This window comes from Halococcus thailandensis JCM 13552 (genome assembly GCF_000336715.1).
GTDB lineage: Archaea > Halobacteriota > Halobacteria > Halobacteriales > Halococcaceae > Halococcus > Halococcus thailandensis.
In genome coordinates this window covers 36532-61750 of record NZ_AOMF01000171.1, presented here as the reverse complement: position 1 = coordinate 61750, position 25219 = coordinate 36532, and the positions used below count along the sequence as shown (strand labels likewise).

The window sequence follows — 25219 nt, the reverse complement described above, 5'->3', positions numbered from 1 at the left end:
GTTCCGACGGAAAGCGTTCGCTCCACTCGCTGCCGTCGCGCTCTCAATCCCGCCAGCAGACGTATCCCCAGAAACGTTATTGATATCGCCGGAGCAGTTCAGAGCGCTACCATGACCGACCCCACGGAGCCACCGGAACTCGCACGCGAGGACGTGCTGACGCTCGACGATACCAGGTTCACGAGCGACAACGTCGCGCTCGTCACCGGCGCTGGCTCGGGCATCGGCCGAGCGACAGCGCTCGCGCTCGCCCACAACGGGCTGACGGCCGTGGCGACCGACATCGACGAGGACGGGCTCGACGAGACGGTCGCCAAACACGACGCACTCGATCTCGACGGGACAGTCGAGACGGTCACTGGCGATCTGACCGATGACGACGACATCGATCGCGTGGTCGATCAAGCGGCCGACTGCGGGCAGATCACCTTCCTCGCGAACATCGCGGGCCTGCAAACCGTGGCCCCGATCGAGGAGTTCCCGATGGAGAAATACGACATGATGCAGGAGGCGATGCTCCGCGCGCCGCTCGCGCTGACGAAGGGCTGTCTCCCGCACATGCGCGAGGGCGACGGCGGCGCGGTCGGCAACATGTGCTCGATCCACGGCCACTACGTCACGCGCGACAAGGTCGCCTATAACATGATGAAGTTCGGGCTCCGGGGGCTCACCCAGTCGATCGCCGCCGAGGGCGACGGCGACGTCCGCGCGTTCTCCTTCTCGACGGCCTACGTGAAGACCCCGCTCGTGACGAACCAGATCGCCGACATCGCCGAGGAGCGCGGCATCAGCGAACAGGAGGTCGTCGAGGATGTCATGCTCGGCGAGGCCAGAGTCAAAGAGATGATGGATCCGATCGAGGTGGCGAACGTCTTCACGATGGGCTTTTCCGAGCACGCGAGCCACCTCGACGGCGGCGATCTGCTGTTCGACGGCGGCTACACGCTGACCTACTGACGGGCCGCAGCGAGCAGTTCCACCGCCACGCTCACGACCTCGTCGGCATCGATCCCTCGGAGACGATCGTCGCCGAGCAAGAGGCGCAGACGCGGGCGACCGACGTCGATCGGTACTTTCTCCGTCTCGATGAGGCCGCCCTCTTCGAGACGCGTCTTCTTCCGTGAGAACGTCGCCCGGCTGGCGATACCGACGCCCTCGCCCCAGGTGCTGATGTCGTACAGCAGCGCCTCGTTGCGGGCGGCCGCGAGCAGGCTGATGTCCACCTCGTCGAGATCGTCGTCCGCTTCGGCGAGTGCGATGCGCATGCGCTCGAAGTCGGCGGCCAGTTCCTCATCGAACTCCCGTTCGAGGCTCTCCTGGACGCGCGACAGCGGCGGCGTGCGGAGTCTGAACGGTTCGGCAGCCGCCCAGCGGTCGGTGTACGCCTCGCGCGCCGCATCGACGAACGCCGCGTCGTCGGTGGCGAGCCCGGCGGTCCGTTCGTCGGTGGTGACGAGCGAGACGACCCGGTCGTCGGTGACCAACAGCGGCCCGTCGAGGCGCTCGGCGCTCATCCGCAGCGACAGGCTCTCGTCGGCGACCAGATCGGCGATGACGCTCGCGTCGGTAAACTCGCTCACCGACGCTTTGAGCACCGATTCGGTGGCCAGCAAGCGGACCGATGGCCCGTTTTCACGGTCGGCGAGCATCGCTACCAGTCCATCGACGACCGTCGGCGAGGGGCCGACTACGAGCACGTCCTCGGTGGCGTCGTCGAGAACCGTCCGGCAGACATCGGCGACGTTCTTTTCGATCAGGGGTGGCTGCATTGTGAGACTCATCCGGATGGGACAATGAGCCGGAGCGACGTAACGAATGACTCTAGCTGTTTAAATCGAGCCGGGATCCATCGCCAGGCCGTCCGATCAGTGGAGTTTGAGTTCGATCCGGCGGCCGTCGGGATCGCGGACGTAGGCCGCCCAGTCGCGGCCGTAGACGCCGAGGCGCTCGTGCGGCTCGTCGTCCTCGACCTCGATGCCGGCCTCGCGGAGGTCGTCGAGCAGTCGCCCTATCGCCTCGCGCGTGTCGGTCTCGTTCGAGCGCAGGAGAATACAGATATGCTCGCCATCGACGTCGAACGGCTCGTCGGTCGGGACGAGATGGAGATGTCGCCCGCCCGCGGCGACGGCGACGAACGGCACTTCGTCGCGCTCGAAACGCTCGCGATCGCGGATCGAGAGCCCGAGCTGATCGTGATAGAATTCGAGCGCTTCGTCGATATCGCGGACGCGAATCGCGACGTGGTCGAGATCGACCGGTTCGAATGCCATGTAACCGCTAGCGGCCGCCGGAGCAAAAGCCCGCTGCACGGGCAGCGATTCCACCGGTTCCGAGCGATCGATTTCCTTCGAACCGGTTTCGCCCACCAGCCGCGTGCCGTCCCGACGAGCGCCGACCGAAAACGGGCGACGAAACGGCTTTGAGCGCGCCCGTCGTCCCTCCGGCCGTGACGCAGGTCTGTCTCGTCGGCGGGGACTGCGAGCTCCGCTACGAACTGCTCTCGCGCGAGACCGCCCGGCGCGCGCTCTCGACGTACGATCTCGCGGAGCCGTACACGAACACGCTCTCGCTCACCACCGTGAGTCTCGGCGCGGCCGTCTCGCTGCTCAACGATCTGAACTGGTATCTCGTCCGCTTCGCGAGCGACGCGCTCGTCCGCGATCCATCGATCAGTGATACCGAGTGGCTCTCACGCCCACTCGCCGAGTCGATCCGTGACGGACACGTCCTGCCCGGCGAGACCGGCGATACGTACAAACTCTATCCGATCGAGGAGGGGGCGCTCGCCGCGCCGTCGTTTGCGACAGGAGAAGAGCAGTTCGATCACGAAAACGAACTCGTCGTCCGGATCACCGAGGACGAGTACGAGGGCTGAAACTCACTCGCCGGTGGGCGAGCGGAGCGCGCTCTCGATCGGTTCGTCGCCCGCTAGGATTTCGAAGGTCTCGCCGTGGGTGCTCGCCATGTCGATCGCCGTCACGAGCGTCCGCGCGACGTCGGTGCGCGTGATCTCGCCGGGATCGAGTTTCGTCGCTGCCCGGATCTCCCCGGTCGCGGACTCGTCGGTCAGCGCGCCGGGTCGGACGATGGTGTACGTCAGCTCGCTCTCCTGCAGGCGGTCGTCGGCCGCCTGCTTTGCGAGCAGGTAGTCGGTGAGTTCGTCGGGACCGGCCTCGGGATCGTCGGCGTTCATCGAACTGAGCATGACGAACCGCTCGACACCTTCCTCCTCGGCGGCCTCGATCATCCGGATCGCTCCGTCGCGGTCGACACCCTCGACGTCCTCGCCGCCCGAACCAGCCGCGAAGACGATCGCGTCGTGGCCGGCGACCGCGTGTGCGACGTCCTCGGTCAGATCCGCGACGACCGTCTCGACGCCGAACGCTTCCATCTCGTCGACCTGCGATTCGGTGCGCACCATCGCCGTCGTCTCGTGATCGCTGTCGCTGAGGAGTTCGGTAATATGCTGGCCGACCTGTCCATGTGCGCCCGCAACGAGAACGTTCATGGGCACGGTACGGCCCGCCGATCCCTAAATCGTCCGCTTCCTTGGGGTCAGTAGCCGCGCTCGATGAGATACTCCGCCAGCCCGGCGAGCAGCTCGTGTGCCTCGTTGTCCGGCAGCACGTCGAGCCGGGATTTACCGCGCTCGACGAGATCGCGACTCAACGTTCGCGCGTACTCGATGCTGCCGGCCTCCTCCAGCGTGGCGACGGCGGCGTCGATCTCGGCTTCGGTCACGGCGTCCGGGTCGTCTGTCGTGACGAGCGACTCGACGTCGACGCCCTGCTCGCGGGCGTGCAGCGTCACCGCCGTTCGCTTGCCCTCGATGAGGTCGCTGCCGCGCTGTTTGCCCAACTGCTCGCTCGGCACCGTCAGATCGAGCACGTCGTCGCGGATCTGGAACGCACGGCCGACGTCGAGCCCGTACGCACCGAGCGCGTCGGCGGTCTCCTGATCCGCGCCGAGCAGGAGCGCCGGGACCCGTGCAGCGGCCGCGTAGAGCACCGCCGTCTTCTGCTCGACCATGTGGATGTACTCGTCGGTCGTGACCGCCTCGCGGCGCTCGAACTCGACGTCGAGCGACTGGCCCTCACAGATGCGCGTACAGGTCTGAGCGAGCTCCGAGAGCGCCTGCACCATGCGCTCGGGTCGGCCGCCGGTTTCGAGCATGAACTCGAAGGCCTTCGAGTAGAGCGTGTCGCCGGCGAGGATCGCCGTCTCGGTGTCGAACGCCCGATGGACGGCCGGGACGCCCCGTCGGAGGTCGTCGTCGTCCATGATGTCGTCGTGGATCAGCGTGAACGACTGGATCGTCTCGATGCTCGCCGCCGCCGCCATCAGATCGATCTCGTCGCTCCCGTCGAGCGTCGGCACGGCCTCGTACTGCTCGCCAGCCACGTCACCGTCGACGAGCGCTTCGGCGACCAGCAGCGTCACGACGGGTCGGAGCCGCTTGCCGCCGGCGTCGAGCAGGTGGCGCGAGGCACGGTAGAGTCGCTCTGGCTCCTCGATCGGCAGTCGCTCGTCGAACGCCGCGTTGACGAGTTCCCGCCGGCTCTCGACGGCCGTCTTCACTGTCGACGCCGGGGCGCTCATTCCACCAGCGAGATGACGTTGCCGTTGCGCGTCGCGTGGACGTCACGGCCCATCCGGTAGCCCTGACTCTCGGCGAGATCGACGTAGCGCGCGAGATGCTCCATGTCGTTGTGCGCGGGGATCACGTGCTGGGGCTGGATGGCATCGAGCATCTGGTAGTGGCCCTCCTGGGACATGTGACCCGACACGTGGACGTCGTCGTAGATGCGCGCGCCCTGCATTCTGAGTAACTGTTCGGACTGGTAGCGCTGGCCCTCGTTGGTCGGCTCGGGGATGATCCGTGCCGAGAAGACCACCTTGTCGCCCTCGTCGAGCTGGTAGGGCGTCTCGCCGCGACCCATCCGGGTGAGCATCGCGCGCGGCTCGCCCTGGTGGCCCGTGACGATCGGCAGGAAGTTCTCCTTGCCCTCGTTCATGATTCGTTTGAACGTCCGATCGACGGACTGGCGATGGCCGAACATACCGAGATCGTCGGGGAAGTCGACGAAGTCGAGGCGTTCGGCAGTGCCTGAGTATTTCTCCATCGAGCGGCCGAGCAGCACGGGCTGACGGCCGATGTCCTTGGCGAACTCGACAATGGAGCTGACGCGGGCGATCTGGCTGGAGAAGGTGGTGGCGACGATCCCGCCGTCGTAGTCCTCCATGCTGTAGAGGACGTCGCGCACGTGATTGCGCGCGTGCTGCTCGCTCGGGGTGCGGCCCTTGCGACCCGCGTTCGTGCAGTCCTCGATGTAACAGAGCACGCCCTCGCCCTCGCGGCCGATCTCGCGGAAGCGATCCATGTCGATCGGGTCGCCGATCACCGGCGTGTGATCCATCCGTTTGTCGAGTCCGTAGATGATCGAGCCCTCCGGCGTGTGAAGCACGGGGTTGATCGCGTCGATGATCGAGTGGGTGACGTTGACGAACTCGAGTTCGAGCCCGTTGCCGATTGCCATCGAGTCACCGGCGTCCATCTTGACGAGATCGTTGCCGACGCCGAACTTCTCCTCCGATTCGACCTGCTGTTTGACCAGTTCGATCGTGAACGGCGTCGCCACGACGGGGGCGTCGTAGCGATGGGCCAGTTTCGAGATGGCCCCGATGTGGTCGAGGTGGCCGTGGGTGGGGACGATGGCCTGGACCTCGCCGTCGAGGTCGCTCATCACTCTGTCGTCGGGGATCGCACCCATGTCGATCAGGTCGAGACTGTGCATTCGCTCGGTCTCGACGTTGTCGTGGATGAGTACCTTCGAGAGGTTGAGTCCCATGTCGAAGACGACGATGTCCTCGCCCGCCCGCACGGCCGTCATCTGCCGGCCGACTTCCTCGTAGCCGCCGATTGTCGCGATATCGATTTCCATAGTTGTTGCTCCCGAGCCGCCCGCAGCGTGCATGAAGGACTGGCTGGCCGGTCGCGTGACCCGCCCGCCCGCCCCGAACCGCACCCGGGGCGGTCTCTCGGATAGGTGGGGCTATGGGCAGGGGTGGTATAAACTCCGTGGGTCGCCACGCAGTATAGAAACCGTCGTTCAGCCGACGCGCGTCCCGGGCGATTCGCCGTCGATGAATCCCTCCAGCCCATCCAGCCCGAACACCGATGCCGGCGCATCCATGTCGAGCAGCGCCCGGACTTTCGCGGCCATACCCCCAGTGACGTCGGTCGCGTCGCTCCCGCCAAGTGCCTCCTGAACCGCCGCGAACGACTCGATGCGGTCGATGACTTTTCCCTCCTCGTCGAACACCCCAGGAACACCGGCGCACAGTCCCACGCGCTCGGCATCCAACTGCTCGGCGAGCTCCACGACGAGTTCGTCGCCACTCACGACGGTGACGCCGGCCCCCGTGTGGGCGATGACGTCTGCCTGCACCGTCGGCACGAACCCCTCTGAGAGCATCGTTTCGACTGGCGTCGACAGCGAGAGCTCGCCATCGCCGTCCCGCGCAGCCGCCGAAAGAGGGTGAATCGGCAGCGCAGGCACGTCGCGTTCGTGGAGGGCAGCGAGCACAGCGTCGTTCAGCCGTCGCATCGCATCGTGGACCGCGAACGCGCCGGTGACGTCGTGGCTCCCCGCCTCGCTGCTGATGCCGTGCTCGCTGGCGTGATGATGGCCGAAACTCCCGCCGCCGTGGACGAGCACCAGCTCCTCGTCGTGCTCCGCGATCGCTGCGGCCGCGCGCGCGAGATGTTCCTCGTCGAGCGTCTCCGGGCGCTGCTTGTCGGTGATGACGCTCCCGCCGAGTTTGAGGATAAGGGTCATCCGTCCTCCCGGCGCACACCCTCGAAGTCGAGTTCCGCGCGGAACGACTCCACACAGCCCGGCGTGTAGCCGAGCGCCGTCCGGCTGGCTTCGCTCTCGTCGAGCGCGACGATGCAGCCACCGCCGCCCGCACCCGTCAGTTTCGCGCCGCGTGCACCCGCCTCGCGGGCGGCCCAGACCATCGCGTCGAGCGAGCGCGACGAGACCCCGAGCGCACTCAGGAGACCGTGATTGACGTCCATCAGCCGCCCGAGCTCGGCGATGTCGCCCTCGTCGAGCGCGCGCTCGCCCCGGCGGACGAGATCGCCAACGGCTTCGACCGTGTCGGCGGCGAAATCGTACTCCTCGCGGAGTGCGCGCACGCTCGCGACCAGTTCACCGGTGTCGCCCGCGCCACCGTCGTAGCCGATGACGAACGGCAGGTTCGGCGCGTCGAGTTGGCGGCAGTCGTCGCCCTCGACACGGACCGCGCCGCCCATCGCCGAGCAGAACGTGTCCGCACGCGAGGCCTCGCCGCTCTGGACCTCACGTTCGACCCGGTAGGCGCGCTCGGCGAGTTCTTCGGTGGAGAGTTCGACGCCGAGTTCGCGCGTCGCGGCGTCGATACCTGCGACCGCGACCGCCGCCGACGAGCCGAGTCCCGCGCCGAGCGGGATGGCACTCTCGATGGCGACGTCGAAGCCCACGTCGGGCGCGTCGGCCGCGTCACGGGCCTGTGCGACCGCACCGTCGACGTAGCCGGTCGCGGCCTGGACCAGCGACTGCGGGACGTCCACGTCGGGCGCACCGTCGCCGCCGTACTCGACGGTGAACCCATCGAGTGTGAGATCGCCGGCATCGACCCGGAGCCGGCCGTCCGAGCGCGCCGACACCTCGACCGTCGCGCGGCGCTCGATGGCGCAGGGCACTGCGGGTTCGCCGTAGACCACCGCGTGCTCGCCGAAGAGATAGACCTTCCCGGGGGCGCTTGAGACCGCCATGCGCGTTCTCTGCGGGCGAGCCTAACAGTCGTTGCGAATGCGTCGGCGACCGCCCGATCGATTCCCGGAGTGATGAAAGAGACTCGTGATTGCTATCGTCGAACGCCGGTCCGCCCGTGATCGGTTCTCAGATGCCTTCCTCGAAGTCCTCGAGCGCGTAGCCCGGATCGCCGCCGGTGCGATCGACGGTTTCGTTGGCGAGCAGCCAGTAGACGACCGACAGCGCCCGTCGCCCCTTGTTGTTCGTCGGCACGACGAGATCGACGTTGCTCACGGAGTTGTTCGAGTCACACATCGCGATCACCGGGATGCCGACGGTGACGGCCTCCGTGACGGCCTGCGAGTCACCGATCGGGTCGGTCACGACGAGCACGTCGGGTTCGATGTAGCCGTCGTAGTCCGGATTGGTCAGCGTTCCCGGGATGAACCGTCCGGTCCGGGCACGCGCGCCGATCGCGTCGGCGAACTTCTCGGCCGGGAACCGACCATATTGACGCGAGGAGGCGACGAGCACGTTCTCGGCGTCGTAGTTCGCGAGGAAATCCGCCGCCGTGCGGATGCGCTCGTCGGTCCGGCCCACGTCGAGGACGTAGAGCCCGTCCGTGCGTACGCGATGGATGAACCGCTCCATGTCCTGGGTCTTCTGCTGGGTGCCGATGTGGACCCCAGCACTCAGATAGTCCTCGACGGGAATGAGGAGGTCGGCCTCCTCGTCGGCCATCACGTCCTCGTCGAAGGTTGGACCCGTGTCGGTGTCGGCTTGGTCGTCGCTCGATTCGTCTCTGACGTCTGTGTCGGGGTCCTCGGCGGGATTCGCGCCGGCCTCGCCGGTCGGCTCCTCGTCGATCTCCGTTTCGGCCGCTTCGAGACCCTCTTCGTTGTCGCTCATGCGGTTTCCTCGATTCTGATGAGTTCGTTCAGTTTCGCGGTTCGCTCGCCGGCGACCGCGCCCGTCTTGATGAACGGGGCGGCGGTCGCCACGGCGAGGTGTGCGATCGTCGTGTCTTCGGTCTCGCCCGACCGGTGAGAGATCACCGGCGTGAGACCGTTCTCGACGGCGAGTTCGACGGCGTCGACGGCGTCCGATAGCGTGCCGATCTGATTGGGCTTGACGAGAATGGCGCTCGCCGAGTCGGCCTCGATGCCGCGTTCGAGGCGCTCGACGTTCGTCACGAACAGGTCGTCACCACAGATCAGTGTCTCGTCGACCCGATCGGTGAGATCGGCGAAGCCCGCGAAGTCCTCCTCGTCGAGTGGGTCCTCGACGTACGCGAGATCGTACTCGTCGGCGAGCTCGCCGACGTACTCGATCTGCTCGTCGGGCGTGCGCTCGGTGTCGCTGTACTGATAGACCCCGTCGTCGGCGTCGTACATCTCAGCTGCGGCCACGTCGAGGCCCATGCTGATCGCGAAGCCGACGTCGTCGGCGACTCTGTCGGTCGCTTCGGCGACGACCTCGAACGCCTCCTCGTCGTCGATGTTCGGTGCCCACGCGCCCTCGTCACCCTTCGCAGCGGGCACGCCACGATCGGCGAGGATCTCGCCGACCGCCTCGTGGACCGCCGCGTTGGCGAAGACCGCATCGGACGCGCTCGGCGCGCCGATCGGCACGGCGAGGAACTCCTGGATGTCGGTCGCGTCGGCCGCGTGCTCGCCGCCGCCGATGACGTTGCCGAGCGGTGTGGGCATCTCGTCGCCGCGGAACGCACCGCCGAGATGCTGGTACAGCGGCGCGCCGAGCGTGTCGGCGGCCGCCTTCGCGGCGGCCATCGAGATCGAGACGGCACTGTTCGCGCCGATCGTCGAGAAGTCGTCGGTGCCGTCGGCGGCGCGCAGCGCCGCGTCGATCGAACGCTGATCGCCGGCGTAGACCTGCCCCTCGATGCGCGGAACGGCGTGCTCGCGAGCGGCGGCGATCGCCTCGCCGGCTGGCGGTGAGGTCGCCTCGTGAGCACCCGTGCTCGCGCCGCTCGGAGCGGCTGCCCGGCCGAATCCGCCGGATTCGGTCGTGACCTCGGCCTCGACGGTCGCGTTGCCGCGCGAGTCGAGCACTTCCCGGAGCCGGATCTCGGTGACGAGCGTCATCGCTCACCCCGCTTGACGGTGAACGGCAACACGTCGGCGTCGTACTCCTCGGCCGCGATGAGGATCGGCTCGGTGCTCTCGGTCTCCACCAGTACGGGCGCGCCGTAGGCGATCTGGAGCGCTCGCGCGCCGATGATGCGTGCCTTCTCGTAGCGGTTGTAGCGTTGGCTTGCCATCGACATCACTGATAGGGAGCCACGATGTCCACGAGGTCGGTGTGCGAGACGAGCATCCGCCGACAGCAGTGACGATTCACCCCGAGATCGTCGAGGACCTCGCCCGGATCTTCGCCGTCCTCGACGCGGGACTCGAACGCCTCCCAGTGCTCGCCGACGACGTTGCCACACGTGAAACACCGGACCGGGACCATCATAACTATCGACCACCCATCAGCGGTAGGATTTCTGGTAGCGTGCCCGTGCGCCCGGACCGCCCCATTTCTTGGATTCGGACTGGCGGACGTCGTTGACGAGCAGCGACCGGTCGAACTCCATGTACGCGTCACGGAGTTCGGCATCGTTCGAGTGCTGCACCAGTGCGCGCGCGATCGCCGTCCGCACCGCGTCGGCCTGTCCGACCGTCCCGCCGCCGCGCACGTCCACGGAGATATCGACGTTCTCGCGCTGCTCGTCGGCGATGCGGAACGGTTCGAGCATCTTCAGCCGCGCGAGCTCCGGTTCGGCGAGTTCGACGGGCTGTGCGTTGACACGCACGCGACCCTCGCCGTCCGAGACGGTCGCGCGGGCGATGGCGGTCTTCTTCTTGCCGGATGTGTTCGTTACCATGTTAGTTACCACGTGACGTTCGCGCCCAGGTTCTCGCTGACGTCGCCGAGCTGGACGAACTTGATGTTCGAGAGCCGATCCAACGACGTCCCATCCAGGATCTCGGCGTCGGCGTCGAAGGGATCGCCGACGTAGACCCGAATCCCCTCGAACGCCTCGCGACCGCGCGGACGCTTGTAGGGCAGCATGCCACGGATCGACCGTTTCATGATGCGATCCGGACGTTTCGGGTAGTACGGCCCGCTGTCGGAGCCGAGCTCGGCGCGCGTCTCGAAGACGTCCATCACGTCGTCGTCGCTGCCGGTGATGATGGCGTCCTCGGCGTTGACGATCGCGATCGTCTCGCCGTCGAGGGCGCGCTCGGCGACCTGACTGGCGACGCGACCGAGAATGCAGTCGCGCGCGTCGATCACGACGTCGGGCTCGAATTCGGCGCTCATCGGATCACCCGTACGTCGGCTCCCTCGGGATGCCGTTCGAGCGCGTCCTCGAGCGTGAGCGGTTCACCGACCTGTTCGATCTTCGTCTCGGCCGTGCCCGAGAAGTCGACCGCCGCCACGGTGACGGGCTTTTCGAGCACGCCGCTCCCCAGCACCTTGCCGGGGACGACGACCGTCTCGTCTTCGTTCGCGTAGCGTTCGATCCGCCCGAGGTTCACCTCGGCGTACGTCCGCCGGGGCTTTTCGAGGCGGTCGGCCACCGTCTGCCAGACGGGACTGTCCCGTTCGCTGGCGGCCGACTGTAACTCGGCGATGAGACTCGTGAGTCTCGGGTTCGTTTTGTTCATAAGTTGTCTGAGAAACCATGCAGGGAGCAGGATTCGAACCTGCGAACTCCTACGAGACAGCGCCCTGAACGCTGCGCCGTTGACCTGACTTGGCTATCCCTGCACGCGAATTCGTTTTTCTCCCGTCCCCACAAACCAGTTTCGGTCGCCGACACACCGCTCGGCGTCGCCACCGCTGGCTCGCCGACCGTCGGCACGCTCGCTCGCGACTGGTTCGTGGGGCGATCGATCACAGTTGGACGGCCTCGCTGAGTTCGGTCGCGCGCGCGTCGAGCGAATCGACCGCCGCGAGCACCAGCTCTTCGACACTCATCGAGCCGTCCGTCTCGACGTCGAAGACGAACGCGTTGGGCACGTCCTGCACGTCGAGTTCTTTCCCGGGATAGCGCTCGGTGAGGTCGTTGTCGAACTCTTCGGTGGGGATCAGCTCACCGTCGTCCTCGATCACGCCGCGGAGGATGTTCGGTTCCTCGTCGGCGAACTCCTCGCGATCGCCGACGACGTCCACGGTCTGGAGATGACGGTAGCCGACGGCCACGCCGCCCTGGTGTTTGGCGTGGGATTTCCCGGTGTCGAGAACGGCGTCGGCCTCGATTTCGAGGCGCTGGTCGTCTTTGAGCTCGATGATGGGAACGTTCTGCTCGGCGGGCTCGACCATCGAGTCCATGCTCTGGAGATCGCCCGAGTAGGCCGTGTCGGGGCCCGACACGTCGAGGCCGAGGGTGACGCTCTCGCCCATCTCGAACTCGTCGGGCGGCGCGGCGAGGGGCACCATCCCCAGGCGATGGCCGATCTGCTCGTCGAACATCACCGAGGAGTTCTCGACCACCCGGACGGTGTCGATCGAGAGGGTCGGCACGTCCGCGATCATCGCCCGGCGGATGCCGTTGGCGAACGCGGGCGTGATCCCCCGGACGAGAAAGCGCGCTGCGCGTTCGTCGCGGTCGACGAACTCGACGTCGTACTCGGTGCTCATCGGTCAGAACCCGCTCGATTTGGGGGCGCGTGTCCCGTCGTGCGGGATCGGTGTGACGTCCTCGATACGGCCGATCTCGAGACCGGCGCGCGCGAGCGCTCGGATGGTCGCCTGTGCACCCGGTCCGGGGCTCTGCTGGAGATTGCCACCGGGACCGCGGAGCTTGACGTGGACGCCCTCGATACCCTGGGCGAGCACCTCCTCGGCGACGGTCTCGGCCATCTGCATCGCCGCATAGGGCGACGCCTCGTCACGGTTCTGCTTGACGACCGTGCCGCCGCTCGACTTGGCGAGCGTCTCGGCACCGGTCTGGTCCGTGACGGAGATGATGGTGTTGTTGAACGACGCGAAGACGTGGGCGACCGCCCAGCGATCCTCGGTCTCGTTTTCGGCGCTCATTCCTGCCCCTCCGCGCGTTCGGGATGCAGTTCGTCCGCGAGCGAACTCGTCTCGTCAAAGGCGACGAGCTCCTCCTCGGCGATGGCGACCTTTCGCGACGGTGCCGTCACCCGGCTGTCGCCGACGACGATGTGGCCGTGCGAAACGAACTGACGGGCCTGTTTCGGCGTGTTCGCCAGCCCTTCACGATAGACTACGGTCTGCAGGCGACGTTCGAGAACGTCGGTCACTTCGAGACTCAGCACGTCGTCGATACTGTCGGTCTCCGAGAGGATGCCGAGCCGTCGGAGCCGGTCGAGGAACGCCTCGCCCTCGCGCTCGGCCTCGTCGGCGTCGCCCTGGGCGTCGCCGAGCAGTCGTCGTGCCTCACGACGGAAACCGCGAAGCTCGGACTGGGCGCGCCAGAGCTCCTCTTTGTTCGCCAGGCCGTAGCGGCCGATGAGGTTCGACTCCTCGGCGATGCGCTCGCCCTGGAAGGGATGATTCGGCGTCTCGTAGCCTTTGGTGTTGGAGCCGAGGGCCATTCTACTCGCCCTCCGCCTCCTCTTCCATCTCTTCCTGCAGCGCTTCGACGTTCACGCCGATGGTACCCTCCGAGCGGCCGGTGGATTTGGTGCGCTGACCACGGACCTTCTGGCCGCGCTCGTGGCGCACGCCCTTGTATGAGCTGATCATCTGCATGCGGTTGATGTCCTGCTGTCGCGTCAGCGAGAGGTCGTTGCCGACTTCGTGGCTCGCCTCGCCCGTGAAGTAGTCGTTCGGGCGGTTCGTGAGCCACGCCGGCACGTCCTCGGCGAACTCCTCGACGCGCTCGACGATCGATTCCACATCAGTATCGTCGAGGCGACCGAGGATCGCCGTGCGGTCGATCTCTGCCTGTTCGGCGATGATGCGAGCGGTGCGCCGGCCGACGCCGTTCATGCCGGTCAGCGCGCGCTCGACGCTTTTCGTCCCGTCGAGGTCGGTTTGGCCGATGCGGACGAAGTAGCGGATGTCCTCCTCCTCTTCGTCCTCGGCCGGTGTGTCTGGGTCTTCTGCACTCATGGTGGGTGATTCGAGCGTCGTGGCGGGGATTCGAACCCCGGAGGCTGTGCGCCACAGAGTTAGCAACCCTGCGCCTTGGGCCAGACTTGGCTACCACGACCCGTTCGTAGTTTCGCCCTCCCGGACTCGGGGGCGATCCCCTACAGTACGTCGTATACACCCTATCCCGACGCGGGTATTTAAGAACAACGAACCGCCCCGATTCGGCTCCAAGGTCCCAATCCTTATCGCTCGCGCAGGGCAGGATTCACCATGAACGAATCCGACGTGCGCTCGCTGCTTCGCGAGGTCGAGGATCCCGATCTCGGCACGGACATCGTCTCGGGAAACCTCGTCAACGACGTCCGTATCGAGGACGACGTCGCCCACATCTCGCTCGCGCTCGGCGCACCCTACTCACCCACCGAGAGCGCCATCGCTGCCCGCGTGCGCGAGGTACTCGATGCGGAGGGGATCGAGAGCGAACTCACTGCGAACATCGAACGCGAGGAGGAGGTGCTGCCGGGCGTGAAGAACGTTATCGCCGTCGCCTCGGGCAAGGGCGGCGTCGGGAAATCCACCGTCGCCGTCAACCTCGCGGCCGGCCTCTCCCAGCTCGGCGCGCGCGTCGGCCTGTTCGACGCCGACATCTACGGCCCGAACGTCCCGCGGATGGTCGGCTCAGACGAGCGCCCGAAGGCCACCGCCGAGGAGCAGCTCATCCCGCCCGAGAAGTACGGGATGAAGCTGATGAGCATGGACTTCCTCGTGGGCGAGGACGATCCCGTCATCTGGCGCGGCCCGATGGTCCACAAGGTGCTCACGCAGCTGTTCGAGGACGTCGAATGGGGCGCGCTCGACTACATGGTCGTCGATCTCCCGCCCGGCACTGGCGACACGCAGCTTACCCTCCTCCAGAGCGTGCCGATCGCCGGTGCCGTCATCGTCACTACGCCACAGGAGGTCGCCGTCGACGACGCCAGGAAAGGATTGGAGATGTTCGGCAAGCACGAAACGCCGGTCCTCGGAATCGTCGAGAACATGAGCGGGTTCGTCTGTCCGGACTGTGGCAGCGAACACGATCTCTTCGGACGGGGCGGCGGTCGCGAGTTCGCCGCCGACGTCGATATGCCGTTTTTGGGCGAGATCCCGCTCGATCCGCGCGTGCGCGAGGGTGAGGATGGCGCACCGCTCGTTCTCGGTGATGGCGACACTGCCGACGCACTCCGTGAATTCACCGAGAACACGGCGAACAACGTCGGCATCGTCCACCGCAACCGGCGGCGCGAGTAGCTCAAGCCGCCGCGACACCCAGTTCCTCGAAGCTCCAGAGCCGGATCTTCGCCTCCACGAGATCGCGCTGCTCGCTCAGGTCGTCCTCGTCGAACTCCCGAATGACCGTCTGGCTTTCTCGCTGCATGCGCGCTTCGAGATCGGTCTGATCGGGTTCGTCGCGCACGTCGTTGAGCAGCGCCTCGAAATCCTCGCGGATGTCGAGGGAGGCACGGGCCGCGTTGCAGCGCGAGAGCGGGTTGAGGCCCATGTCGAGCACCAGCTCGCGGACGAGCTTCCAATCGCTCGCGCAGAAGTGGATCGACACCTCGCCGACGATGTCGCGCCAGGCGATCGGGCCCGAGTTCTTCAGCAGTTGGACGGCTCGTGGCGGCAGATCGAGGCGCGTGGTGGTGTCGGGATCGCCACAGAGACAGCAGGGTTGCTCGGTCTTGCCGGTGTACACGCTATCGGTAGGGACTCCGGTGGAATGGGTCTTTCACCGTCGGACGAAGGGAATCGCTTAACAGCGCGCACAGGACACGACAGGTATGAACGACAGCGAGCGCCGACGGCTCGTGACGCGCAACACCGCCGAGGTCGTCACCGACGAGGAGCTCGACGATCTCCTCGAGAACGATCCGACGATCTACGTCGGCTACGCGCCGACCGGCGAGATGCATATCGGCCACTTCACGACGATCCGCAAGCTCGCGGACTTCCTCCGGGCGGATCTCGACGTCACAGTGTTGATCGCCGATCTCCACGCCCATCTCGACGACGAGAAGAGCCCTTTCGAGCTGCTCGACGAGCGCACGGCCTACTACCGCGAGGCGATCGAGGGGATGGTCGCGGCGGCCGGTGCCGATCCCACAGAAATCGAGTTCGTCGAGGGCCGCGAGTTCGAACTCGATGCGGACTACTCGCTCGAACTGCTCAGAATGGCCGCCGACACTACCATCTCCCGAGTACAGCGCGCCGGCAGCGAGGTCGTCCGCCAGTCCGAGAACCCCAAACTGGGCGGTCTCATCTACCCGCTGATGCAGACCCTCGACATCGACGCGCTCGACGCCGACATCGCCTACGGCGGCATCGACCAGCGCGGTATCTACATGCTCAGCCGCGAGCTGTTCGCCGATCGAGGCGACGAACCCCCGGTCTGTGTGTTCGCGCCGCTGCTGGCGGGACTTTCGGGCGGAAAGATGAGCGCCTCGGACGCGACCTCGAAAGTCAATCTCACCGACGACGCCGACACTGTGGCCGAGAAGCTCCAGGGCGCGTACTGCCCGCAGGGCGAGGTTGAGGACAACGGCGTGCTCGAGTACATGGACTACCTCGTCTTCCCGATCCTCGACGAGCGCGGCGAGTCGTTCGAGATCGAGCGGCCCGACGAGTACGGTGGCGATCTCGTATACGAGAGCTACGACGAGCTCGAAGACGACTTCGTGAGCGGGGAGCTCCACCCACAGGACCTGAAAAACGCCGCCGCCGAGTACGTCTCGTCGGTCATCGCCCCCGTTCGCGAACGGATCGACACCGATCGACTGGCGACTGCCTACCCCGAGAAGTACGAGTAGCGACCGACTCTTCCCCCTCTCCCATACCTTCCACTCTCCCCTCACAACGGATTGGGACGAATCCGGGCATGGCTGTCCGTTTCGAGCCCCCGAACGACGGCCCGCGGACCATTTATCCCCTGGCGACCCTATCCTCGGCCATGTACCGGGCGCGCGACGAACTCGCCAACGAGGAGTGGCTCGCCGAACTCGATACGGCGGCCGACGAGCTCTCACTCGACGACAGGGCCCGCGAGCGCGCCGCCGACCTATTCCTCTCGACGGTGCCCGAACGCGAGCGGTCGAAACGGGCGGTACTGGCGGCGAGCCTCTACGCCGGCGCGCTCATCGCCGGCGACCGCCGTTCCCAGTCGACCGTCGCCGAGGCGGTCGGCGTCGCGCGACTCACGGTCCAGAAACGCTGGCGGGACGTCCTCGACGAAGCAGGGCTCGATCCGCCGGAGTGGTGATCAGCTCGGTCGCGGACGACCCTCTCGTTCGGGCGTGAGGTTCCCGTGTTCGTCGATCTCGCCGTTGACGATGCGCGTGCTGGAGACGATGCCGCCGTCCTCGGCGGTGAGATGATCGACGACCTCGATGTCGAGGGGGTCGAGATCACGCTCGCGGCGGCGCTCGTTCACGCGCTTGCCGCCGGTTTCGGTCTCGGGCGAGACGACGAGTACGTCGAACCCCTCCTCGACGGCGATGCCGGTCGGTTCGCCGAGACGACGGATCTCGTACGAACGGTCGTGTTCGTCGGCGAGAGCGGCGAGTTCGTCCGCGAGATCCGCCCGACGCTGCTCGAACGGGCGAACGTGGCGCTCCTCGTGGCGGGTTTCCTGCGCCAGTTCGTCGCTCGTCAGCCCTACCGTGACGTCGCCACGCTCGAAGGCATGCTCGAACAGCCGTCGATGGCCGTCGTGTATCGGATCGAACGTGCCGCCGAGCGCGACCTGCATACCCGTCACAGACTCGCCCGTGGCTTAGGGATGTCGCTCCTTACCGCTCGTCGCCATCGGCCGCTTCGACGGGGATAGTCACCGGTTCGGAGCGTCTCTCCCCGTTTCGGCGGTCGCGGCGACGCGGCGCGAACAGCCCTTCGAGTTCGTCGCGGAACCGATCGATTGCGGCGTCGATCAGTTCGTCGGGTCGTGCGGCGGTGTAGGTCGGCTCCGCGCTGTCGTGGCGCTCGACGACCTGCTCGTCGTCGAACTCGTCGAGAACACGCCGGACGGCGGCCGGATACAGCCCCGTACCGGTGGCGATCTCCTCGACGGTCGACTCCGGCTGTTGCCGGAGATAGACGTACACTCGCGTGCGCGTGTCGGTGTCGAGCGCCCGCGAGAGCAGATCGACGAGCCCCTCGTCCATCCGGTCGTCGACGACGTCCGCTCGCTGGCGGTCGAGTTCGGCGCGGACGTCGTCGGGTTCGATCTCGTCGGCATCGTCGTCCATGTCCGAACGGAGTCGATCGCCGGGCAAAAGCCTTCCTCACAGCACGAGCGACCGACAGAGCGCGTCGAGACCCTCCTCGCGAAGGAGCCGGCGCTGTCTGGCTGCGCCGCTCTCGGCGGCTGCGACCGCACCGATACCGTCGATCCCGAGCCGATCGCACTCGCGCTCGACGAGCGTATCGAGGGCGATCGTCCCCGTTCCTTCGCGATCGACGAACGACGCATCGTGGCCGTGCCGGAGCGCGCGCCACTTGTTCTCGTCGAGGAACTCCCGACGGAGCCCGTCCGACGATCCGCGGCCGTCGGATCGGTAGACTGCCCAGGGTTCGCGCTGGTCGTCGTACCGTTCGGCGAGATCCATCACGAGCGCGTGGACGTACTCGACGAACGCGAAGACGATCTCGGGATCCGCCTGGCCGTCGGGCGCGCGCACCTCGACGGTGCCGTGGCCGGTATGGGGACGGACGTCGTACCAGAGCGCGCCGCGGTCGTCGATGGAGCCCAGCTCGACCATCCGCCGCTCGAAGCGCTGGAACGCCGCAAAGCTCTCGAAGGGCGTCGGCATCCCCGTATTCGGCAATCCCTCGAAGATCTTCGCGCGCGCGGAGGCGAGTTCGGTGTCGAACCCGTTCCAGAACGGTGAGTTCGCCGACAGCGCCAAGATCACGGGGAGATACCAGCGCAGTTCGTTCGCGATCCACGTCGCCTTCTCCGCGTCGTCGACGCCGACGTGGACGTGGATCCCCGCCGTCGTGTTGCGGAACTGTGGGTACCGGATCCGATCGAGCTGGGCGCGATAGCGCGGCTTCTCGGCGTGTTCGAGCTCGCGCCACTGGGCGGCAGGATGGAGACCGGCCGCGGCGATATCGTAGCCATGGGTTGCGGCGTGCTCAACGAGCGCCTCGCGAATCGCGACGAACTGCTCGCGAGCATCGGCGAGATCCTCACAGATGGGCGTCTGCGTCTCGATGATGAACTTGAACAGTTCGTGGGCCAGCCTGTCGTCGAGAATTGCCGGCGGCTCCGTCTCGTAGACGAGTTCGTCGGTGCCCGCCGTGGGCCGCCCCGCATCGTCGACGATGTAGAACTCCTCCTCGACACCCAGCGTTCCCATCCGCGTGAAGTTGTCGGCCGAACCCACGTCCATTGCGCCACAGCTACCCGCTCGGGCGGTTAAAAGCCCACCTTTTGCTGCGGTCGGTCGCGCGAGGCGCGCCCCCTCCCTGGCAGAATCTGGACCAAAAGCCGTCGTCATCCCCTCGTATCACTCAGGGATTCCTCGGCCCGCTCGCTCACTTCGCGCTCACGGCTGCGCCGTTCGCGCCAGCCGCGGCGCTTCGCGCCGCGCGTTCGCTCGCGGTACGATCACTCACTGCCCGCTACCGCAAACCGTCCTCGCACCGCAACCGCACAGCGCCACACCGCCACCGCACAGTATCGCCGCCGCTACTGCGTCACGATCTCGATCTCGTGGCCATCCGAATCCTTCGTGAAGGCGTACTGGTGGTCGCAGGATTCGGGATCGCGGTAGTCCGCCGCGCCGCGGGTCATGAGGGTGTCCCAGGCGTCGTCGAGATCGTCGGCGCGCACCGCGACGTGACCCCAGGCATCACCCATCTCGTAGGAGCGGTCGTCGTAGTTGTAGGTGAGTTCGACGCTCATCGCCTCCTCGGGTGCGTCGGTTGGCTCGACGAAGTAGTTCGCGAAGGAATCGGCCTCCCAGCGGCCCTCGGGACGCTCGTCGTACTCGAACTTCCGGGTCCAGAAGCCGATCTGCTCGTCGGCGTCGGTGACGCGCATCATCGTGTGGTCGATGCTCCACTTCGCCCCGTGGTCGCGCTGGACGATCTCGATCTCGTGGCCGTCGGGGTCCTTCACGAACGCGTAACGCCCGCCACAGGATTCGGGATCGCGGTAGTCTTCGACACCCTCGTCCATCAACTCGTCGTAGGCTGCTTCGAGTTCGCCCTCTGGAACTCTGACTGCGATGTGGCCCCACGCATCACCGAGCTCGTAGGAGCGCCCGTCGTGGTTGTAGGTGAGTTCGAGGAGCGCAGCGTCCTCGTGGGCGTCTTCGGGCCCCATGAAGACATTCGTGAACGTGTCTGCCTCCATCCGTCCCTTCTCCTCGTAATCGAAATGCGTCCCGTACCAGTCGATCGATTCGTCGAGATCCGCGACCCGCATCATCGTGTGGTCGAGCAGTGCGTCCATGCGCCGCCGTACCCGTCGCGCGGGCAAAAGACTACGGGACCGTCCGTCGCAGTGCGGGCCAGTAACACCACCACGCGAGCGCGAGCGCCAAGATCGGCCCGAGCGGGATTGCCAGTCGACCGGTGCGCAGGAAGCCGACGGCGAGACCCAGATGGCTCACGCCGGCGAGGACGAGCAGCCCACCCGTCACGCGCCGATCTTCGCGACCGAGAACGCCACCGACGGCGCTGATCAGCGCACCGAGATAGAGCAATACACTCGTCGGCCACGCGCGCAGGAATCCGGGCAGCGCGGCGAACCCGCCGGCGAATCGGAGGTAGTCGGTGAGTGGCGTGAGATGCAGCGGCGTCGTGTTCGCGAGTCCGAACGGGAAGACGAACGTGAGCATGGCACCGGTGACGATCGTCCAGGGAACGAGCCCGAGCACGATCACGGCGAGTAGTCGTCGCCGAGCGTAGACACCGGCCATCAGCGACGGGCGACGATACGGAGGACGTCCTCGTCGCGGAGCTGGTGGTCGGTGCCGACCTGCTGCTCGTCGTGTTTCGCGCTCGGGCCCGATACGCGCGCGAAGCGGAACCGGTCTTCCAGCTCACCGCCGAGTTTCTCGCAGGCGTCGCCGACGGTCTGGCCGGCTTCGAGGATCAGCGGCTCCTCGTAGTCCGTCCCGCGGCCAGGCTTGTCCATATAGATGCGGATGAGTCCCAGCGCGTCCCAGATGCGATCGGTGAGCGCGTCGAGACCTTTCCCTTCCGCGGCGCTGATGAAGATCGCTTCCTCCGGGTCGATATCCTCTGCACGGAGCTCCTCGTTCACGGTATCGAGATAGTCGCGCTCGATGAGGTCGGCCTTGTTCACGGTGACCAGCGAGGGGAGATACACCCGGTTGTCGAGGATCCCGTCGAGCAGTCCGTCGAGATCGACGGATTCGGTAATAGCGACGTCGGCGTTGACGTAGCCGCGCTCGCGGAGCACCTCACGAACGGTGTCGTCGGCGAGATCGACCTCCGGGGCGGTCGTGACGTCGATACCGCCCTTGCCCTTCGGCGTGATGCGCACCCTCGGGGGCCGGCTGTCGAGGCGGATCTTGTTCTCGTAGAGTTCACGCGCGAGCGGTGCGTACTGTTCGATCTCGAACACCGAGAGGACGAATACGACGAGATCGGCGGTCCGGATCACCGAGAGCACCTCCTGGCCGCCACCGCGACCGCCCGCCGCGCCCTCGATCAGCCCGGGCACGTCGAGCAGCTGGATGTTGGCCCCTTTGTGTTTGAGCATGCCGGGGTTCACGTCGAGCGTCGTGAACTCGTAGGAACCGACCTCGCTTTCGGCGTTCGTGAGCGCGTTCAACAGCGTGGATTTGCCCGCGCTCGGCATGCCGACGAGCGCCACGGTCGCGTCGCCGGTCTGCTCGACCGAGTAGCCCTGGCCACCGCCGGCGGAGGACTGGTTTTCGAGCTTCTCCTTTTTCTCGGCGAGTTTCGACTTCAGCCGCCCGATGTGGGCCTCCGTGGACTTGTTGTACGGCGTCTCCGCTATCTCGTCGCGGAGGTCCTCGATCTCGTCTTCCAGCCCCATCGCCCGGAGATGAGGCATGGGCGTCGAAAAGTCCTTCACATCCGCTCGCCGATACTGTCGGTCGGCGCTCGGGACGTGGGCTCCCGTGACAACCGAGAGAGGGCGAAACGCTCGCACGACGACGAGTGGGAGTTCTTCCGACAGTAGAAAAGCAATCCTTAACCTCGCGGCGACGATTCTCCGGATATGGCTGGAACCATCGAAGTGCTCGTTCCCGGCGGGGAGGCCGATCCGGGGCCGCCGCTCGGCCCGGAGCTCGGCCCGACGCCGGTGAACGTCCAGGAGGTCGTGAGCGACATCAACGACGAAACCGAAGCGTTCGACGGGATGGAAGTCCCCGTCACCGTCGACTACGAGGACGACGGCGCGTTCTCGATCTCGGTCGGTGTACCGCCGACCGCGGCGCTCGTCAAGGACACGGCGGGCTTCGAGACGGGCAGCGGCGAACCCCAGAAGGACTTCGTCGCCGACATCTCGGTCGAGGAGGTCAAACAGGTCGCCGAGCAGAAAGGGCCCGACCTGCTGGCCTACGGCACCAAAAGCGCCGCCAAGGAAGTCGCCGGCACCTGCGTCTCGCTCGGCGTGACCATCGACGGCGAGGACGCACGCACCTTCGACGACCGCGTCGACGACGGCCAGTACGACGACGTGCTCGCGGAAGCGTAACTACGCGAGCGCCACGCGGGACGCATTGGCGTCCTCGCTGTTCTCTCACAGTCGAACTGTGCACGAACGACCGGTTCGTTTCCGTATCACATATCCGAACGATACCGGTAGGTTTAGGCATCGCTCCGGTGTAGTCCCGCGAGCATGTCAGAAGAGTACGAAACCGAGCGCGAACTGAGTCGTGAAGCGGTCGCCGATATCTTCGAGAGTTTCGCCGAGGAGCTGCGGAGCGATGGCGAGCTTACCCTCGCCGTCGGCGGCGAGCACGTCCGCATCGACCCGACCGATCCCTGCGAGTTCGAGGTCGAAGTCGAGGAGGAGTCGCCGCGATTCGGCGCGGCCGAGCGAACCGTCGAGTTCGAACTGGAGTGGACGCGACAGGACGACGAACCCGATCTCGTCGAGTAGTCGGTCCGCTTCGACGAGTTTAAACGGACACGGCGGTGGTTTTACGACGAGACAGGCGTCGCCTGTTTCACGCCGTAGCAGCCGTGAAGGCGTACTACGGAGGTGGAAAATGGCAGATCAGGACATAGAAGAGGCCGTGACACGCGCACTCGACGAGGCCCCACCGCGGAACTTCGGTGAGACGGTGGATCTCGCCGTCAACCTGCGCGATCTCGACCTCGACGATCCATCGAACCGCGTCGACGAGAGCATCGTTCTTCCAGAAGGCACTGGCCAGGAGACCCGCATCGTCGTCTTCGCCGAGGGCGAGACTGCCCTCCGCGCCGAGGAGGTCGCCGACGACGTCCTCGACGGTGACGAGCTCGAAGAGCTCGGGGATGACGACGACGAGGCCAAAGACCTCGCCGGCGAGACGAACTTCTTCATCGCCGAGGCCGACATGATGCAGGACATCGGTCGGTATCTCGGGACGGTGCTGGGCCCCCGCGGGAAGATGCCCACGCCGCTCCAGCCCGACGACGACGTCGTCGAGACGATCAATCGGATGAAAAACACCGTGCAGCTCAGAAGCCGCGATCGGCGAACGTTCCACACACGAGTGGGCGCGGCCGACATGAGCGCCGACGAGATCGCCGACAACATCGACGTCATCGTCCGGCGGCTCGAAGCCAACCTCGAGAAGGGTCCCCTCAACATCGATACGATGTACGTGAAAACGACGATGGGGCCGTCCGTGGAGGTGGCCTGATGTCCGCCGAGGGCGACCACCAGACCGAGACGGTTCCCGACTGGAAGCGCGAGGAAGTCGCCGATCTCGCCGAGCTCATCGAGACGTACGAGAGCGTCGGCATCGTCTCCATCGCGGGGATCCCGAGCCGACAGCTTCAGGCGATGCGCCGCGATCTCCACGGCTCGGCCGAGCTTCGCGTCGCGCGCAACACGCTGTTGGTGCGCGCGCTCGACGACGCCGACGACGGCGTCGAGGAGCTGATCGACGAGGTCGACGGACAGGTCGGACTGATCGGTGCCGACGCAAACCCGTTCGGTCTCTACCGGGAGCTCGAGGCCTCGAAGACGCCGGCACCGATCAACGCCGGCGAGGTCGCACCCAACCCAATCGAGATCCCCGAGGGCGACACCGGGATCGACCCGGGGCCGTTCGTCGGCGAACTCCAGCAGGTCGGCGCAGCCGCGCGAATCATGGACGGTTCGATTCAGGTCACCGAGGACTCCACAGTACTGGAGGAGGGCGAGGAGGTCTCGCAGACCCTCGCGAACGTGCTCGGCGAGCTCGAGATCGAGCCCAAGGAAGTGGGCCTCGATCTCAGAAGCGTCTACGCCGACGGCATCCTGTTCGAACCCGACGAGCTGGCCATCGACATCGACGAGTACCGGGCGGACGTCGAGGCGGCCGCCGCCGCCGGGCGGAACCTCTCGGTCAACGCAGCCTACCCGACCGCAGAGACCGCCGGGACGCTGCTCGGCAAGGGCAGCACCGAGGCCAAGAGCCTCGGTCTGGAGGCAGCGATCGCCAGCCCGGCCCTCGCCGACGATCTCGTGAGCCGCGCGGACGCACAGATGCGCGCGCTCGCGGCCAACATCGACGACGAGGAGGCCCTGCCCGAGGAGCTCCGCGGTGTCACGGCCCCTGCCGAGACGGGCGACGACGAATCGAGCGACGACCAATCGGCCGACACCGAGTCCGAACCCGACGCTGACGCCGACGACGAAGACGACGATGACGATGGTGGCGACGCGGGCGAGGGTCTCGGCGAAATGTTCGGCTGAAAACACTACTGATACAACAATGGAATACGTTTACGCAGCACTCATCCTGAACGAGACGGACGAAGAGATCAACGAAGCAAACGTCACGGACATCCTCGAAGCGGCCGGTGCGGACGTCGAGGAGTCGCGCGTGAAGGCGCTCGTGGCCGCCCTCGAAGACGTCGACATCGAGGACGCCGTCGAGCAGGCCGCCGCAGTGCCCGCGGGCGGCGCTGGCGGTGCCGGTGGCGCAGCGGCCGGCGGCGAGGCCGACACCGACGAGGCCGAGGAGGAAGCCGACGAGGCCGAAGAGGAAGCCGAAGCGGACGACGACGAAGACGACGACGCTGGCGGCGAGGGCCTCGGCGAGCTGTTCGGCTGAGCAGACACCTCCCAACCCACTCAATTCTCGATTTATTCGTCGCGGATA

General features: G+C 66.4%; 35 protein-coding genes and 2 tRNA genes. 10 read left to right on the top strand and 27 right to left on the bottom strand.

Features of this window, described 5'->3' with window-relative positions; genetic code table 11:
- Positions 1-111: 111 nt before the first annotated feature.
- The gene (locus tag C451_RS16585) at positions 112-957 is read left to right on the top strand and encodes an SDR family NAD(P)-dependent oxidoreductase (protein WP_007742359.1); all 846 of its coding nucleotides are present in this window, start codon (positions 112-114) and stop codon (positions 955-957) included.
- Here C451_RS16585 and tbsP read toward each other — a convergent pair.
- Together tbsP and C451_RS16575 are read right to left on the bottom strand one after the other, a co-directional pair.
- Positions 951-1769 carry a transcriptional regulator TbsP gene (tbsP, locus tag C451_RS16580; protein ID WP_152420487.1) on the bottom strand — a complete coding sequence of 273 codons (819 nt, stop codon included), beginning with the start codon at positions 1767-1769 and terminating at the stop codon, positions 951-953. The genes C451_RS16585 and tbsP overlap by 7 nt on opposite strands.
- A gap of 96 nt (positions 1770-1865) precedes the next feature.
- Positions 1866-2270 (bottom strand): VOC family protein, encoded by a 405-nt coding sequence (locus C451_RS16575; protein WP_049913189.1) that lies wholly within the window; start codon positions 2268-2270, stop codon positions 1866-1868.
- A 176-nt stretch (positions 2271-2446) separates the two neighbouring features.
- On the opposite strand from C451_RS16575, the gene C451_RS16570 reads away from it, so the two are divergent.
- Positions 2447-2875: a DUF5804 family protein gene (locus tag C451_RS16570; protein ID WP_049913180.1), complete on the top strand. Its 429-nt coding sequence runs from the start codon at positions 2447-2449 to the stop codon at positions 2873-2875.
- A 3-nt stretch (positions 2876-2878) separates the two neighbouring features.
- Here C451_RS16570 and C451_RS16565 read toward each other — a convergent pair whose 3' ends face one another.
- The 18 genes from C451_RS16565 to C451_RS16480 form a co-directional block, all read right to left on the bottom strand.
- A complete protein-coding gene (locus tag C451_RS16565) occupies positions 2879-3508 on the bottom strand; it encodes an SDR family oxidoreductase (protein WP_007742354.1) in 630 nt (209 codons plus the stop codon).
- Between the two features lie 47 nt (positions 3509-3555).
- Positions 3556-4599 (bottom strand): geranylfarnesyl diphosphate synthase, encoded by a 1044-nt coding sequence (gene idsA3, locus C451_RS16560; protein ID WP_007742353.1) that lies wholly within the window; start codon positions 4597-4599, stop codon positions 3556-3558.
- Complete coding sequence (locus tag C451_RS16555; RefSeq protein ID WP_007742343.1) at positions 4596-5942, bottom strand: ribonuclease J; 1347 nt, start codon at positions 5940-5942, stop codon at positions 4596-4598. The genes idsA3 and C451_RS16555 overlap by 4 nt, the downstream gene beginning before the upstream one ends.
- Before the next feature lie 168 nt (positions 5943-6110).
- A complete protein-coding gene (locus C451_RS16550) occupies positions 6111-6839 on the bottom strand; it encodes an isopentenyl phosphate kinase (RefSeq protein WP_007742342.1) in 729 nt (242 codons plus the stop codon).
- The gene (mvk, locus tag C451_RS16545) at positions 6836-7819 is read right to left on the bottom strand and encodes a mevalonate kinase (protein ID WP_007742341.1); all 984 of its coding nucleotides are present in this window, start codon (positions 7817-7819) and stop codon (positions 6836-6838) included. Before mvk ends, C451_RS16550 begins: the two co-directional genes overlap by 4 nt.
- Before the next feature lie 127 nt (positions 7820-7946).
- A complete protein-coding gene (rpsB, locus tag C451_RS16540) occupies positions 7947-8708 on the bottom strand; it encodes a 30S ribosomal protein S2 (protein ID WP_007742335.1) in 762 nt (253 codons plus the stop codon).
- Positions 8705-9904, bottom strand: a complete 1200-nt coding sequence (eno, locus tag C451_RS16535; protein WP_007742334.1) for a phosphopyruvate hydratase — start codon at positions 9902-9904, stop codon at positions 8705-8707. Before eno ends, rpsB begins: the two co-directional genes overlap by 4 nt.
- Positions 9901-10080, bottom strand: coding sequence for a DNA-directed RNA polymerase subunit K (locus tag C451_RS16530; RefSeq protein WP_007742333.1), 180 nt, complete (start codon positions 10078-10080; stop codon positions 9901-9903). The genes eno and C451_RS16530 overlap by 4 nt, the downstream gene beginning before the upstream one ends.
- Positions 10081-10085: 5 nt before the next feature.
- Positions 10086-10277 carry a DNA-directed RNA polymerase subunit N gene (locus tag C451_RS16525; protein ID WP_007742332.1) on the bottom strand — a complete coding sequence of 64 codons (192 nt, stop codon included), beginning with the start codon at positions 10275-10277 and terminating at the stop codon, positions 10086-10088.
- Positions 10278-10293: 16 nt separating this feature from the next.
- A complete protein-coding gene (locus C451_RS16520; protein WP_007742331.1) occupies positions 10294-10689 on the bottom strand; it encodes a 30S ribosomal protein S9 in 396 nt (131 codons plus the stop codon).
- A gap of 5 nt (positions 10690-10694) precedes the next feature.
- The gene (locus C451_RS16515; RefSeq protein ID WP_007742330.1) at positions 10695-11129 is read right to left on the bottom strand and encodes a 50S ribosomal protein L13; all 435 of its coding nucleotides are present in this window, start codon (positions 11127-11129) and stop codon (positions 10695-10697) included.
- Positions 11126-11476, bottom strand: a complete 351-nt coding sequence (locus C451_RS16510; protein ID WP_004055416.1) for a 50S ribosomal protein L18e — start codon at positions 11474-11476, stop codon at positions 11126-11128. The genes C451_RS16515 and C451_RS16510 overlap by 4 nt, the downstream gene beginning before the upstream one ends.
- Positions 11477-11494: 18 nt before the next feature.
- A tRNA-Leu gene (locus C451_RS16505) sits at positions 11495-11579 on the bottom strand.
- Between the two features lie 126 nt (positions 11580-11705).
- Positions 11706-12452, bottom strand: coding sequence for a DNA-directed RNA polymerase subunit D (locus tag C451_RS16500; RefSeq protein WP_007742329.1), 747 nt, complete (start codon positions 12450-12452; stop codon positions 11706-11708).
- Between the two features lie 3 nt (positions 12453-12455).
- Complete coding sequence (locus C451_RS16495) at positions 12456-12851, bottom strand: 30S ribosomal protein S11 (RefSeq protein WP_007742328.1); 396 nt, start codon at positions 12849-12851, stop codon at positions 12456-12458.
- The gene (locus C451_RS16490) at positions 12848-13375 is read right to left on the bottom strand and encodes a 30S ribosomal protein S4 (protein WP_007742327.1); all 528 of its coding nucleotides are present in this window, start codon (positions 13373-13375) and stop codon (positions 12848-12850) included. The genes C451_RS16495 and C451_RS16490 overlap by 4 nt, the downstream gene beginning before the upstream one ends.
- A 1-nt stretch (position 13376) precedes the next feature.
- Positions 13377-13895, bottom strand: a complete 519-nt coding sequence (locus C451_RS16485; protein ID WP_007742324.1) for a 30S ribosomal protein S13 — start codon at positions 13893-13895, stop codon at positions 13377-13379.
- Positions 13896-13910: 15 nt separating this feature from the next.
- A tRNA-Ser gene (locus C451_RS16480) sits at positions 13911-13995 on the bottom strand.
- A 152-nt stretch (positions 13996-14147) separates the two neighbouring features.
- Between C451_RS16480 and C451_RS16475 the strand changes: the two genes are divergently transcribed.
- Positions 14148-15167 (top strand): Mrp/NBP35 family ATP-binding protein, encoded by a 1020-nt coding sequence (locus C451_RS16475; protein WP_007742323.1) that lies wholly within the window; start codon positions 14148-14150, stop codon positions 15165-15167.
- 1 nt (position 15168) lies between these two features.
- Here C451_RS16475 and C451_RS16470 read toward each other — a convergent pair whose 3' ends face one another.
- Positions 15169-15612, bottom strand: a complete 444-nt coding sequence (locus tag C451_RS16470; RefSeq protein WP_007742321.1) for a hypothetical protein — start codon at positions 15610-15612, stop codon at positions 15169-15171.
- Positions 15613-15697: 85 nt separating this feature from the next.
- Here C451_RS16470 and C451_RS16465 point away from each other — a divergent pair, with 85 nt between their 5' ends.
- Together C451_RS16465 and C451_RS16460 are read left to right on the top strand one after the other, a co-directional pair.
- Complete coding sequence (locus C451_RS16465) at positions 15698-16723, top strand: tyrosine--tRNA ligase (RefSeq protein WP_007742320.1); 1026 nt, start codon at positions 15698-15700, stop codon at positions 16721-16723.
- Between the two features lie 140 nt (positions 16724-16863).
- The gene (locus C451_RS16460) at positions 16864-17172 is read left to right on the top strand and encodes a transcription initiation factor TFB 4 (protein WP_007742319.1); all 309 of its coding nucleotides are present in this window, start codon (positions 16864-16866) and stop codon (positions 17170-17172) included.
- Here the strand turns inward: C451_RS16460 and C451_RS16455 are convergent, their stop codons facing one another.
- The 6 genes from C451_RS16455 to C451_RS16430 form a co-directional block, all read right to left on the bottom strand.
- Positions 17173-17661: a phosphopantetheine adenylyltransferase gene (locus tag C451_RS16455; RefSeq protein WP_007742318.1), complete on the bottom strand. Its 489-nt coding sequence runs from the start codon at positions 17659-17661 to the stop codon at positions 17173-17175.
- Between the two features lie 40 nt (positions 17662-17701).
- On the bottom strand, positions 17702-18157 hold the full coding sequence (locus tag C451_RS16450) for a hypothetical protein (protein WP_007742316.1): 456 nt from the start codon (positions 18155-18157) through the stop codon (positions 17702-17704).
- Positions 18158-18193: 36 nt separating this feature from the next.
- Positions 18194-19303 carry a glutamate--cysteine ligase gene (locus C451_RS16445; protein WP_007742315.1) on the bottom strand — a complete coding sequence of 370 codons (1110 nt, stop codon included), beginning with the start codon at positions 19301-19303 and terminating at the stop codon, positions 18194-18196.
- Positions 19304-19602: 299 nt separating this feature from the next.
- The gene (locus tag C451_RS16440) at positions 19603-20370 is read right to left on the bottom strand and encodes a VOC family protein (RefSeq protein ID WP_007742313.1); all 768 of its coding nucleotides are present in this window, start codon (positions 20368-20370) and stop codon (positions 19603-19605) included.
- Between the two features lie 31 nt (positions 20371-20401).
- Entirely contained in the window at positions 20402-20839 is a 438-nt protein-coding gene (locus tag C451_RS16435) for a TIGR04206 family protein (RefSeq protein WP_007742312.1), read from the bottom strand.
- The gene (locus C451_RS16430) at positions 20839-21948 is read right to left on the bottom strand and encodes an OBG GTPase family GTP-binding protein (protein ID WP_007742311.1); all 1110 of its coding nucleotides are present in this window, start codon (positions 21946-21948) and stop codon (positions 20839-20841) included. Before C451_RS16430 ends, C451_RS16435 begins: the two co-directional genes overlap by 1 nt.
- 186 nt (positions 21949-22134) lie before the next feature.
- Between C451_RS16430 and C451_RS16425 the strand changes: the two genes are divergently transcribed.
- From C451_RS16425 to rpl12p, 5 genes are all read left to right on the top strand, one after another.
- Positions 22135-22614: a 50S ribosomal protein L11 gene (locus C451_RS16425; protein WP_007742310.1), complete on the top strand. Its 480-nt coding sequence runs from the start codon at positions 22135-22137 to the stop codon at positions 22612-22614.
- 144 nt (positions 22615-22758) lie between these two features.
- Positions 22759-23022 (top strand): amphi-Trp domain-containing protein, encoded by a 264-nt coding sequence (locus tag C451_RS16420; protein WP_007742309.1) that lies wholly within the window; start codon positions 22759-22761, stop codon positions 23020-23022.
- Between the two features lie 109 nt (positions 23023-23131).
- Positions 23132-23770: a 50S ribosomal protein L1 gene (locus tag C451_RS16415; RefSeq protein WP_007742308.1), complete on the top strand. Its 639-nt coding sequence runs from the start codon at positions 23132-23134 to the stop codon at positions 23768-23770.
- Positions 23770-24810 (top strand): 50S ribosomal protein L10, encoded by a 1041-nt coding sequence (locus C451_RS16410; RefSeq protein WP_007742307.1) that lies wholly within the window; start codon positions 23770-23772, stop codon positions 24808-24810. The genes C451_RS16415 and C451_RS16410 overlap by 1 nt, the downstream gene beginning before the upstream one ends.
- Before the next feature lie 19 nt (positions 24811-24829).
- Positions 24830-25171, top strand: a complete 342-nt coding sequence (gene rpl12p, locus C451_RS16405) for a 50S ribosomal protein P1 (protein ID WP_007742306.1) — start codon at positions 24830-24832, stop codon at positions 25169-25171.
- Positions 25172-25219 lie beyond the last annotated feature (48 nt).